Below are 11,454 nucleotides of genomic sequence, written 5' to 3' on the forward strand. Positions count from 1 at the left end.
GGACAACGACTAACTGCTCTACTTAATTGTGTTAGCCATTCTCGGTGGGTGAATCTTCTGGAGGAGAAGAGAAGTGCTCAGTCGACACCTTTCCGCAACCCTGGCCAAATGTTGGCACACCGACGAGGTCGTGGTGTGCGATGCGGGACTATCGATCCCGAGCGGCTGCGTGGGGCGACGTCTATTCGCGCCGATGCCGTATCCGTGCTCTCGCAGGGCGGAGACGGTCACGAGAATTGCATGCCACCGTCGATCATCACCGACTGGCCGGTCATGTAGTCGGAGTCTGGGGACGCCAGGTAGGACACGTATTTTGCGACGTCTGCCGGTTCTTCCACCCGCCCGAGAGCGATTTGCTCCGAGTATTTGCGGATGGCTTGGCCTTTTTCGAGCCCTTCGTACGCGGCCAGCTTCTCATCGATAAGATCCCACATCGCAGTGCCGACGATGCCGGGGCAGTAGGCGTTGACGGTGATGCCATGACGAGCCCACTCAAGCGCAGCAGCCTGCGTCAGCCCGCGCACTCCCCACTTGGATGCCGAGTAGTGGCCCATCAGGGCGAACGGACGATACGCGACGATGGACGCAGCCCCGATGATCTTTCCACCCGTGCCCTGCGCAATCATCTGCCGGGCAGCTGCCTGATACTGCAGAAACGCACCACGTAGGTTGACGGTCACAACCCGGTCGAACTCCTCAGCAGCCATCTCCAACAGCGAAACGACGCCAGCGACGCCGGCGTTGGCGACGAACACGTCCAATTGCCCCAGGCGAGATGCAGACTCCTGCACCAGAGACTCGACTTCCTGTTCACTCGTGACATCCACGTCTACGACGAACGCCCGACCACCAGCGGCGGCGATACCGTCCGCGACGGCCTGCGCCTCGCTACGCATAGCTGGCAGGTCCGCAACTACGACCTTCAGCCCGTCGCGGGCCAGTCGTTCCGCGATGGCTCGCCCAATGCCGCGTGAGCCCCCCGTGACGACCGCGCCGCGCACCTGTTCGCCGCTTTGTCTCCGGCTCTGTTCTTGCCCTGCGTCCATGAAGCACCGGCCTTTCTGCATGTCAGGGCTGACCGACAACCGGCCAGAAGAGTGAGCGACCAGAATTGCTTGAGTCAGGCTACGCAATTCACGCCTACTTTTTCTTTTCGACACGCTCAGGAGTGTGTTTTAGGTGGTCCTGATGGTGCATCATGGGCTGTGAGTGAGCGTTTCTCGTGGCTGGTATCAGCCGGTGGGGTGTGGCGGAGCCGAGAAGCCTGCGGTGCGGTCGCAGGGCGGCGGCAGGGCGCGCTCCGACGATGAGGCGGTCTTCGCTGCCGTGGTGTTTGTGTTCGTCACAGGGTGTGCATGGCGGAAGCTACCGCCGATCTTCGGTCGTTCATGGACGACTCCGATCAGCTTAGCCGATGGCGGCGCAAGGGGAACATCGCGCCGTGTATCGCGCAAAACGGAACCGAACCCTCTGATGGGTCGTGAAACGCATTTTCGCCTGGATGGGCAACTACCGCTGCGTAACCACGAGATGGGACCGCAGGGCCGACCACTTCTTCGCCCTCGCAGCCACCCTCATCTGCTACAGGCACTACAACAAACAATCCGTCTGAGACACAGTCTTACCGGCCTCTTGCTGGTGAGTAGCGAGCCGTTGGGCGGTGATGCCTCAGGACGGTCGTTTGATGATGCTGCGCATCTGCGACGAATCGTGTTCGAAGTCGGCGTGCTGCCAGTCATGTGACTGGAGGTCACCCGTTTGATGGCGTGTAGTGAGCGGACATGGCGAGCGGAGGTGACAGTGGCAGTGCTTGCAGATTCGCGTCAGAGGAGTCGCACCATGATCGTCAAGAAGTTGCATGAGGCGGGTTTGCGCAGTGACCACGCCTATACAGCTGCTGTCGTCTCGATCGGGCTGTCGTTCTTGTCTTGGACGACGTCGCTCAAAAAAGAGACAGCGGGAACGGACCGCGCCGACCGGTGGGGAATTTTCGTGGGCGAATGGGCGCCTACCTTCTTCGGCTTGGGACTGGCGCTGGCCCAGTACGAAAAAAACTGACGAGGCAGCGTCTCGTTGCCTGTGGGGTCGGCCGGCGGTCGGCCCCACTCGGTCGTCAGGCGACACCCGCGACCGTGGCGGGCTCAAGTGGCCGGCCGTATGCGTGCTCAGGCGCCAGTTCGGCGACCGGGGTGGAGTTCCCGTCCGCTGGGCAAGTTGCACGCGTCGAAGTTAACGGCACCGAAGACCGCGCCGTTGTCGGGGACGAGGATGCCGTTGCGGGGCCGGGTGCTCAAGGAGAAGCCGGTCTTCCCCGGACTCCGGAGGTCCGGGGAGTCGGCGAAATTGCGGAGTCGGTCCGGCTGGTGCCGCTGCCGATGTAGTCCCCACTCTCGTACTTGCGGGGCGGCTGTACCACCCCACGCCCGCCAGTCTGGGCTGTCCAGCCCTTGTTAGCCGGCGGCATCGACCGCTCCGTCATCGACAAGGCGGCCTTTGCCCACCGAGCGTGGCTACTTTACCGACAGAACCGCTGCTGCGTAGGAAGTGGCGGTCTCTTTCCTCCAGGCCACAGCGCGTCTCCACTTTCGAGTCCGGACACTGGACCAATCGTTACCCGGTGGATCAAGGCTACAGCGGCGGCATTTACTGGCAGACGCCCCGGTTTCGGCTGCCTGGCGCAGCAGGCGGCGCGGCGCTGCTGCCGGGCCGTCCTTTTCGTCCACCATGGGTGGACGGTCGCTCGCTGTTCCCCTTCTTGGCGTGCCCTGGAACTTCGCCCGTGGAAAGAGGCCCGCTCATCGGCATGGCCACTACCGGAAGCCCGGAGAGGCGCAGCGGCAGAGGCCGGAAGTACGTCCGAGGGAGCGCGGGAATGGTGCAGATCGGCTACAAGCTGTCTTCGGAGGCGTTCGGCCCCGAGGAGCTGGTGAGACAGGCGGTCCTGGCGGAGCGGGCCGGGTTCGACTTCGTCGAGATGAGCGATCACTACCACCCGTGGCTGGACGTGCAGGGGCATTCGCCTTTCACGTGGACGGTGTTCGGAACGATCGCGGCGAAGACGGAAAGGGTTGGGCTGGTCACCGGAGTGACCTGCCCGACCGTTCGCTACCATCCGGCGATCATCGCCCAGGCCGCCGCTACGCTTGCGCTGGTCTCCGACGGCCGCTTCACCCTCGGCGTGGGCGCGGGCGAGAGGCTCAACGAGCACGTGGTCGGCGAGGGGTTCCCCAACTCGGTGCCCGAAAGGCACGCCCGCCTGCGGGAGGCGCTGGAGATCATCCGGCTGCTGTGGAGCGGCGGATACCGGTCGTACGACGGTCGGCACCTGCGGCTGGACGACGCTCGGGTCTTCGACCTCCCGCGGGATCTGCCGGTGATCGCGGTGGCTTCCAGCGGTCCCCTCTCGGCCCGGATCGCCGCCGCACTCGGGGACGGCTTGTTCGCGACCGAGCCCAAGGGCCAGGTGACGCAGGCTTACCACACGGCGGGAGGAAGGGGCCCGCGCTATGCCGAGGTGCCGGTGGCCTGGGCGGACGAGGCCCACACGGCCGCGCAGGCGGCGCTGCGAACCTCACCGTGGGCGGTGACGGGCTGGAAGGTGATGAGCGAGCTGCCCAATCCGGTCAACTTCCAGGCCGCGACGGCCACCGTGCGCGAGGAGGACATCCTCGGCCAGTTCGCGTGCGGCTCGGACCCCGCGCGCTACGCCGAGGTCGCGCAGCCTTTCGTCGATGTCGGCTTCGACCGGCTGGTGCTGCAGAACGCCGGCCCGGATCCGGACGGATTCATCGACTTCTACCAGCGGGAACTGGACCAGCGCCTTCGCGGGCTCACCCCGTCGGGAAGCTTCGCCTGAGCGCGCCGTGCCGGTGCCTGCCGCCCGCCGGGGAAACGGACACGGCCGTCCCGGCGTTCGCCTCCGGCAGGCCGGAAACCTCGGAACAGCAGCGTGTGGCCTCGAAGGGGAGAGCGGATGGGCTACGTCAAGGCCGGCGACGGCACCGGCCTGCACTACGAGGAACACGGGTCAGGCCGGCCGCTCGTGCTGGTCCACGGGTGGACGTTCAGCGGCCGGTTCTTCGACCGCAACCTCCCGGCCCTGGCGGAGCACGCCCGCGTCGTCTCCATCGATCTGCGGGGGCACGGCGATTCGAGCAAGCCAGGGCACGGGTACCGCATCGCCCGGCTGGCCAAGGACCTTTATGACCTGCTGGAGGCCCTCGACCTGCGCGGTGCGACAGTGCTGGGTTGGTCGCTGGGCTGCCCGGTGATTTGGAGTTACCTGGAACTGTTCGGCGCCCACCGCGTCAAGGCCGCCGTGTTCGTCGAGCAGACCCCCCGCCAGTACTACGCGGCCGACTGGACGTACGCGCACGCTGTTTGCTTCGACGATGCCGCACTGGCTGCGTTGCAAGCCCACACGGGTGCGGACCCGAGCGGCCAGGACCGTCGGCAACTGGAGACGATCACGGCGACCGAGCTGAGCACCAACGAACGAAACCTGTTCCTGGCCGAAATGGCCAAGTGCCCGCCCGCGGTCCGCAGCGCCGTCATGGCCGATCACACGCGCGCCGACTGGCGGGACGTGCTGCCTACGCTCGACCTTCCCACGCTCGTCCTGGTCGCTCGCCGGGACGAGGTCTTCGACTGGCGCGGCCCGGCCTGGGTCGGCGAGCACATGCCGAAGGCGCGCACGGTGTTCTTCGAACACAGCGGCCACGCCCTGTTCCTGGACGAACCCGAGAAGTTCAACCGGATCGTCACCAAGTTCCACACCAGCGACCGGAGCCGGGCGTGAATCACCCCGCAGAGCTGCCCTTCATCTTCGCGGTCTGCCAAACGTTCCAGGTGTCGAAGCAGATCCATACCTCCTGCCGGTCGACTTCTTCCACGATTTTGAGGGCTTGTTCCATAGTCCAGATCGCTGTCTTCCGGTTCAAGGAGACCGGATTGAGCGGCTCGAGAGCGATCCGAACACCATGGGCGGCGGTTACGGAGGCCAGTTCCCGGTGATCAATCACGGTCTGCCGGATGGCTTCAGCCAGGTCGCCGTGCGGCGCCGGGCCGGTGTCGGTGACGGAGACTGCCCGGCGCGTAGGGAGCCACCTGCTCTATGCAGGCGCGGACCGTTGCCAGACGTTCCTGCCTTGCCGTGGGGCGAGGCTGACTCACGTTCGGGACCATGGTGCGCACCGAGGGCTGCGCGGAGCTGATTGTCCAAGGCTGTTTTCAGTTGCCCCATGGCCCGGGCAGGGTCGCCGTGTTGTGGGACACGACCGGCGACAACATGTCGAGACCGCGTACCACCCTCACCACTGACACAGACACAGTCTCGGTGGCCATCAGCCGCGACGGCACCCTCCGCACTCGCTACGCTCACCTCGACCACCCAACGCACACCCATCGACAAACCGGCGCAAAGGTGTCCGGCAGTCGCGTTCAGCGCAGCCACACGTGGGCGCGGACAAGCGGGAGCCGCGCCCACAGCCGGCCCAGCCCCAGCGCATCACCGGCCGATACCGCAGCCAATGCCATCAACACCACTGCATACACCAGGTGGTAACTGACGAACGGGTTCGTCGACATGCTGGCCGACCCGTCCGACAGATGTCTGGCCGGCGGCCACTCCCCCATCCACATCAACGCCATCATCATCGTCCCGGTGACAGCAGCCAGACGCAACGCCACCCCTGCCGTCAGCGCCAGCCCGATCCCGAGCAGGCCCAGCATGAACAGCCAGTCCGCCCAAGCAGCCCCCGCCCACGAGTGGAACGTCGACTCCATCGGGCCCACTGCCACGTTCTTCAGAAAACCCTCCGTGGGCGTACCACCGTCGATCCAACCCTTCCCGGAGGCGGTGGCGTAGCCGAGCCCGTACGTTTTGTCGAAGAAAGCCCACAAGAAGACGAAGCCCAGCAACACCCGAGCCGAGGCGAAGATATAGGCCCGGGCGGTGAATCTGCCGGCCTTTGCCGACCCGTCCGCCCCGGGCGCGGAAATGTCGTGGTCACGGTGGAGCGCCGGCGGATCGAGACTCGAACCATGGTGCGCGGGCTGGTGCACGGCCATGACAGTAACCCCTTCAAAGACGGGTCAAGCTGATTCCTGGTAGCACCCACCCTCCCGCCCCTCGTCGCCCTACACCCGACGCCGAAAGTCCGCACCCGAGGACCCAACAGCCTCAAACCGCAGGGACCTTCGGCCATCATTGGATGGCAGCGGTGAGGCGCTCGTTGCCGCGGCGGAGCTCCTGGCGTCGGATGACGGCGAAGTTCAGGTAGAAGTCACGGTCGCGGGCGATGGCGTATCCGTGGCTGAGGTCGGCGTCCGAGAGGGCTCGGTCTGTCGCGCGCTGCGATCTTGGGCGACGTTGCGACTCGATCAAAAAGTGGCTGATCGCCCATCCCCAACTACACCTGTAGGCCACTACATCGCTGATGCTCCTGCGCAGCGTGTACTCCGCTTAGCACCGTTTGCATTCTGCTGAATAGAGGGGCCCCATCGCCGCTCGCCTTCGCTGGTCTGGCATGGCAGCTCCAGTATGAAGCCCGCCCGGCCTCCATGGACTACGTCGCCCATACGAGTCCGAGTGCGGTGAGTTGGGCTCGTCGTTGCGTGGTGTGTGGTGCGGCAAGCTTTTGGTTGTTCAATCACGCTCCGAGCCGGTGCTCGACGACCTGACCACCCTCAGCGGGAGAGAGGATCGCATGCCTGCACGGAACGGCGAGGCACCCTTACGGACGAGGTACTGACGCGCCACCGCCATGCCACGCACGCGTCGAGACTGGCGAGCCCACGATCGGTTTCGCGGCCCTTTCGCTTGCGTGCTGTACTCCGGGCCGGCCGCCCGCATGTTGGCCGGCGGCCTGTCAGGAGCGGGTTGCCGCAGCTGAGCGAGACGCTACTGCGGCCGTTGCGCAGGGCCGGGCGCCGTCACCGGGAACGGTCTCCATGGATGTCAGTGTGATCTGGGAGGGTCGGTTTCATGATGACGAATTCGACTGTGACTGCTGCTGATTTCACCTGGCTGAGGGAAGCGGGCTGGGGGATCACCTACGGCGTGACTGTGGCGCGAGGGATAACTCCTGAGGAAGCGTTGCGGCGTCTGGAGGCGGAAGTGGTGGGAACCGCGGCGGGGATGGACGGAGTCAGCGAGGTGTGGTACATGGACAGGGCTGGTTGTGCGATGGACAGACGGGCCGCGGCGCGACCGAAGTGCAGCTCCTCGGCCACGGCGACGAAGTACTCCAGCTCGCGGGTCTCCAGCTCGGCCATGCCGTGAGACTATCGCCGATTCATTCCTGTCAGTCATCGAACCATGGCGGGTGGATCTTGGACGCGGGTGAAAAGTGCCTGTTCACTGGGGTAATGATTCACCACACCATGATCGTAGCGTTTGACAATCCGATTCCGTCGCGTGAGTTGGATCAGTATCTTAAGGAGTTCGAGGAGTTCGTGATGGGCTCCGGTCTGGTCGAGTCGGTCGCGGCTCGGCACCACATCAGCGTCCCGGGCGACGTCCACGCGCCCATGGCTGTTGCGAGCGCCATCGTGCAGCTTCGCCTGGCCGACCTCGACGCTTTGAACGCGACGTTCACCATGCCCGGGGCCGTCGACCTCATCAAACGCTGGCAGGGCCGCCACCCGTACAAGGCGATGTGGGCCAACCACGAGCCGCTGGCATGAGCAGCTACGCCGGCAAGGCCGGTCTGGTCACCGGCGCCGGCAGCGGAATCGGGCGTGCCAGCGCGCTCGAATTTGCTCGGCGCGGGGCCGTGATCGCCGTGCTCGACCTCGACGAGGACAGCGCCCGCCGGACCGTGGAGCTGATCGCGAAGGAGGGCGGCCAGGCGGAAGCCGTCGCTGTCGACATCGGCGACGAGGAGTCCGTGCAACAGGCCGTGGCTCAGGTCGTGTCAACGTTCGGCGGGCTCGACTTCGCGCTGAACAATGCCGGGCTTGCCTCACACGGCCGCGTCCTGACGGAGATGTCGCTCCAGGAGTGGGAGCGCGTATTGCGGGTCAACGTGATCGGCACCTGGCTGTGCATGAAGTACGAACTGCCCGCGATGCAACAACGCGGCGGCGGAGCGATCGTGAACGTCGCCTCCAACGGCGGCCTGTACGCGATCTCTGGCGCCCCGGCGTACGTGGCAGGCAAGCACGGCGTCGTCGGCCTGTCGAAAGTGGCTGCCGTGGACCACGGCCCGGACGGCATCCGGGTCAATGCGCTGTGTCCCTCGGTGACGGAGACCGCCATGTTCGATGGCGTCGTCGCGTCGACTGGTGCGCACATCATCGAGCAACAGACGGCCGTGACCCCGCTGCGTAGGCTGGCCACTCCCGAGGAGGTCGCGGCAGCGGCGGTATGGCTGTGCTCCCCGGACGCCTCCTACATCACCGGCACCGCCCTGTCGGTCGACGGCGGCCGCCGGGCTTGAGAAGGGGCCACCAAACACTGGGGGCATTCGCGACGCTGACCGCGGCGTTGTCTCGCCAGCCTCCTTCGTCGGTTATAGCACTCCCAGCTCCCGCAGCTGCTCGGCGCGTTCGGGGGTGAGGCGGTCGCGGCGGGTGCGTTGGTTGGACAGCCATACGCCGAGTTTCACCGGGTGCTCGCCGTCGGTGTCGTGGATGGTTTCGATGTGGTGGCGGGGGACGCCGGTCAGGGTGCCGTGGCGGTTGCGGTACTGCTCGGCGGCGGCGCGGCCGCGTTCCCAGGCGGCTGCCCGAGCCCCTCCGGACGGCGCCGCGGTCGTCTTCGGGCCGGTCGGTGCCGCGGGTTGGGGGGTGACGCCGAGTGCGGTGAGGCGCTCTTGCTGGCCCGGCACCAGGTGTTCCCATCGTTGGCGTTGGGCGTGTAGCCAGGTGCCGAGGTCTTCGCCGTCGATGGTGTGTCCGGGGCGAATGTCGTTGAGGGTGGTGCCGTTGCGTAGGCAGTTGGCGAGGCGGGTGTAGCGGCGTTGCCAGCTGATGTTCCAGCCGAGTGTGCGGGGGTTCCAGTCGGGGTCGATCGCGGCGAGTTCGTCGGCGCGTTGGGCGGCGCGTTCGGGGTCGGCTCCGAGTCCGCCGGGTTGGCGCAGGTTCGCCAGCCACCGGCCGAGGGGGAGTTCGTCCCAGGTGGCGTTCTGGGGGACGCACAGGGTGCCGTGTTCGGCGTGGTAGGCGCGGGCGGCGTCGATCCGGATGCGCCAGTGCTCGTCGCGCTCCGACCAGACCATGCCGAGCTCGTCCAGCCGCTGCACGCGGCGTTCCTCGAGGATGTCGTCGGCGTGCTGCCGGCGTTGTTCGGCGATCCACCAGCCCAGCGGGTAGGTGTCTTCGTCGCGGTAGTGGTACGGGACGCGCAGGTCGCCGTAGGCGGCCTGGTAGCGGGTGGCGGCGGCGTAGCCGGCGCGCCAGTTGTCCCGCTCGGGTTCCAGGACCCGCATCTGCACGAACCGGGCGAGTTCGGCGGGGTCGCGGCGGGTGGAGAACCGCAGCAGCAGCCGTCCTTCCTCCCCGTCGTCGGGGGCGGGTCCCACACGCTCAGGGACAGACACCTCGGCGGCGGGGGTCTGGGGGAGGGCGAGCATGTCCACCATCTTCTCGTCGTGTGCCCGCAGGGCTTGGAGTACGGTCACCAAGGGTTTGTAGGCGCCGGATTCCAGCATTCTTTCCGGATTCTCGTCCGCGTCCAAAAAGACCGGAACAATCAGGGTGGCCATTTTCCCTTGCCGGGGCTGCTGCCGGAGGGCACGGCCGACGGCTTGGACGATATCGACCATCGATCCCTTCGGGTCGATCAACGCGACCGAGTCGACGGAGGGGACGTCGACGCCCTCGGTCAGTACCCGGCAGTTGGAGAGCACGGCGCGGTCGGCGTCCCCGCTGCCGAACTCGCCCAGCACCCGCCGGCGATACGAGGATTCATGCTCGCCGCACAGCCACTCGGCCCACACCCGCCCTGAGTCGGGATGCCGCTCAGGGGCCTCGGCGTGCAATTTCGCCGCGACGTCGCGGAAGCTGCGTGCCCAGGCCTCGGCCTCCACGGTGCGGTGGTGATAGGTGATGAGGGTGCGCAGTCCGCGGTCGGCCATGGCCTCGCACACCGCGGCCTGTGCGGCCGCCAGCCGCTTCCCGCGGATCTCCTCCTCCCGCTTGCGCTCGCCGTAGAGCTCTTCCGGGGGGAGTTCGGGGTCGCGGACCTCGACGCACACGATCTGGAAGCGTGCCAACAGCTCGCGTCGGATCGCGTCGGCGAGAGGGAGCTCATAGCAGACCGGGCCGAAGACGTCAGGGTCGTCCATGCTGCAGGCCACCTCGGCGGGCAGCGCCTCCCGTACCCCCTCGCGCACCCGCGCACTCGGGGGGCGTTCCTCCCAGACCCGCGGGGTCGCTGTGAGGTAGAGCCGGCGACGCGCGGGGAGTTGGGTCTGGTCGTGCACGGCTGCCCACGCCTTGCCCCAGGAGCCGGAGGTGCGGTGGGCCTCATCCACGATGACCAAGTCCCACCGGGGGAGCGGGGCGAGGCCGAAGGCACCCTCATGTGCCTCGACGAGGACCGGTAGGGAGGCATAGGTCGCGAAGACGGTCACCTGGCGGTGCCGGTTGGCCCACAGGGCCAACTGCGGGGCGCTCGTCGTCGAGCGGACTTCCGCGCTCCACAGCAGCGGATCGTCCCCCAGCGAGCACACCGCATACGCCGCGCCCCCACGCCCCTCCGCCCGCCACTCCGAGACGGTCTGTGAGAGGAGTTCGAGCGTGGGCACGAGCACGAGGATGCGGCCGCGCGGCGCGAGGCGCTCCCCGGTGTGGATCGCGGTCTTCGTCTTCCCCGTTCCACACGCCGACACCAGCGTCGCACGCAGGCCGCCTTCCGGCTCACACTCTCCTGGCTTTACCTCCAGAGCACGAACCGCAGCGCCCATGGCTTCTACCTGATGCGGGCGGAGTTTCCTCGGCATGATTCCCGGCTCTTTCCGATCAGCAGTGGAAGGTGACATGAATCCCCAGAGAGTATACGTGCATCACAACAGGATACACACATGGTTGGCCGCCTGACACGCTTCGCCAACCTCACGTCACCCGACGCAAAGACGAGGGTGCCCGAGAACTCCAGAGTCCATCCGTGCATCATTTCCTCGGGTCGACCCCTGAGGGGAGGACGCACGCTCATCCAGGAGAGGTAGTCTCCCCATACCGCTGCGCAGCCGCACCACTCGCACCACGCCCACACCCCACCCACCCTGTAGATGCCCGGCAAAGCCGGAAAACACCCCGCGCAGCGGGGTGTTAAGGATTCCCGCGCAGCGGGAATCCATTCTCTTTCGCGAAGCGAAAGAAGAAACTCCTTAAATGTGCCGCGGAGCGGCACATCAGAATTCCCGCGGAGCGGGAATTACATTCCGCGAATGCGGAATGCTAATCGACGCGAAGCGTCGATTTTTAGGGGATGCGAAGCATCCCCTAACC

At 66.4% G+C, this 11,454-nt stretch carries 11 protein-coding genes and 4 pseudogenes; 9 read left to right on the forward strand and 6 right to left on the reverse strand.

Annotated elements, in window-relative coordinates; all coding sequences use genetic code 11:
• Positions 1-73: 73 nt before the first annotated feature.
• A pseudogene (locus F603_RS36205) lies at positions 74-154 on the forward strand (RbsD/FucU domain-containing protein); the annotation flags it as partial.
• A 73-nt stretch (positions 155-227) separates the two neighbouring features.
• Here F603_RS36205 and F603_RS0104265 read toward each other — a convergent pair.
• On the reverse strand, positions 228-1,160 hold the full coding sequence (locus tag F603_RS0104265; protein ID WP_245600670.1) for an acetoin reductase: 933 nt from the start codon (positions 1,158-1,160) through the stop codon (positions 228-230).
• Between the two features lie 109 nt (positions 1,161-1,269).
• On the opposite strand from F603_RS0104265, the pseudogene F603_RS36460 reads away from it, so the two are divergent.
• From F603_RS36460 to F603_RS0104280, 5 genes and pseudogenes are all read left to right on the forward strand, one after another.
• Positions 1,270-1,386 (forward strand): annotated as a pseudogene (locus F603_RS36460) (transposase); the annotation flags it as partial.
• A gap of 94 nt (positions 1,387-1,480) precedes the next feature.
• Positions 1,481-1,612, forward strand: coding sequence for a hypothetical protein (locus F603_RS36210; RefSeq protein ID WP_281168864.1), 132 nt, complete (start codon positions 1,481-1,483; stop codon positions 1,610-1,612).
• A gap of 227 nt (positions 1,613-1,839) precedes the next feature.
• Positions 1,840-2,058 carry a hypothetical protein gene (locus tag F603_RS0104270; RefSeq protein ID WP_019544779.1) on the forward strand — a complete coding sequence of 73 codons (219 nt, stop codon included), beginning with the start codon at positions 1,840-1,842 and terminating at the stop codon, positions 2,056-2,058.
• 817 nt (positions 2,059-2,875) lie between these two features.
• On the forward strand, positions 2,876-3,856 hold the full coding sequence (locus tag F603_RS0104275) for a TIGR03557 family F420-dependent LLM class oxidoreductase (RefSeq protein WP_026328134.1): 981 nt from the start codon (positions 2,876-2,878) through the stop codon (positions 3,854-3,856).
• Positions 3,857-3,973: 117 nt separating this feature from the next.
• Positions 3,974-4,798 carry an alpha/beta fold hydrolase gene (locus F603_RS0104280; protein WP_019544781.1) on the forward strand — a complete coding sequence of 275 codons (825 nt, stop codon included), beginning with the start codon at positions 3,974-3,976 and terminating at the stop codon, positions 4,796-4,798.
• Between the two features lies 1 nt (position 4,799).
• Here F603_RS0104280 and F603_RS33810 read toward each other — a convergent pair whose 3' ends face one another.
• The 3 genes from F603_RS33810 to F603_RS0104295 all read right to left on the reverse strand — a co-directional run bounded on the left by F603_RS33810 (position 4,800) and on the right by F603_RS0104295 (position 6,427).
• Positions 4,800-5,045: a TIM barrel protein gene (locus F603_RS33810; RefSeq protein ID WP_078503521.1), complete on the reverse strand. Its 246-nt coding sequence runs from the start codon at positions 5,043-5,045 to the stop codon at positions 4,800-4,802.
• 394 nt (positions 5,046-5,439) lie between these two features.
• Positions 5,440-6,069 (reverse strand): membrane protein, encoded by a 630-nt coding sequence (locus tag F603_RS0104290; RefSeq protein WP_019544783.1) that lies wholly within the window; start codon positions 6,067-6,069, stop codon positions 5,440-5,442.
• A gap of 136 nt (positions 6,070-6,205) precedes the next feature.
• Positions 6,206-6,427: a hypothetical protein gene (locus F603_RS0104295; protein ID WP_158678603.1), complete on the reverse strand. Its 222-nt coding sequence runs from the start codon at positions 6,425-6,427 to the stop codon at positions 6,206-6,208.
• A 561-nt stretch (positions 6,428-6,988) separates the two neighbouring features.
• Here F603_RS0104295 and F603_RS36465 point away from each other — a divergent pair.
• Positions 6,989-7,099: pseudogene (locus F603_RS36465) on the forward strand (hypothetical protein); the annotation flags it as partial.
• A 68-nt stretch (positions 7,100-7,167) separates the two neighbouring features.
• Here the strand turns inward: F603_RS36465 and F603_RS33815 are convergent.
• Positions 7,168-7,275 (reverse strand): annotated as a pseudogene (locus F603_RS33815) (LysR family transcriptional regulator); the annotation flags it as partial.
• A 93-nt stretch (positions 7,276-7,368) separates the two neighbouring features.
• Here F603_RS33815 and F603_RS0104305 point away from each other — a divergent pair.
• Both F603_RS0104305 and F603_RS0104310 read left to right on the forward strand, forming a co-directional pair.
• Positions 7,369-7,686: a hypothetical protein gene (locus tag F603_RS0104305; protein ID WP_019544786.1), complete on the forward strand. Its 318-nt coding sequence runs from the start codon at positions 7,369-7,371 to the stop codon at positions 7,684-7,686.
• Complete coding sequence (locus F603_RS0104310; protein WP_019544787.1) at positions 7,683-8,441, forward strand: SDR family NAD(P)-dependent oxidoreductase; 759 nt, start codon at positions 7,683-7,685, stop codon at positions 8,439-8,441. Before F603_RS0104305 ends, F603_RS0104310 begins: the two co-directional genes overlap by 4 nt.
• A 72-nt stretch (positions 8,442-8,513) precedes the next feature.
• Here F603_RS0104310 and F603_RS0104315 read toward each other — a convergent pair whose 3' ends face one another.
• Positions 8,514-10,985: a DEAD/DEAH box helicase gene (locus F603_RS0104315; protein ID WP_342665900.1), complete on the reverse strand. Its 2,472-nt coding sequence runs from the start codon at positions 10,983-10,985 to the stop codon at positions 8,514-8,516.
• Positions 10,986-11,454 lie beyond the last annotated feature (469 nt).

Source organism: Streptomyces sulphureus DSM 40104 (assembly GCF_000381025.1).
In the GTDB taxonomy this organism is placed as follows: Bacteria; Actinomycetota; Actinomycetes; order Streptomycetales; family Streptomycetaceae; genus Streptomyces; species Streptomyces sulphureus.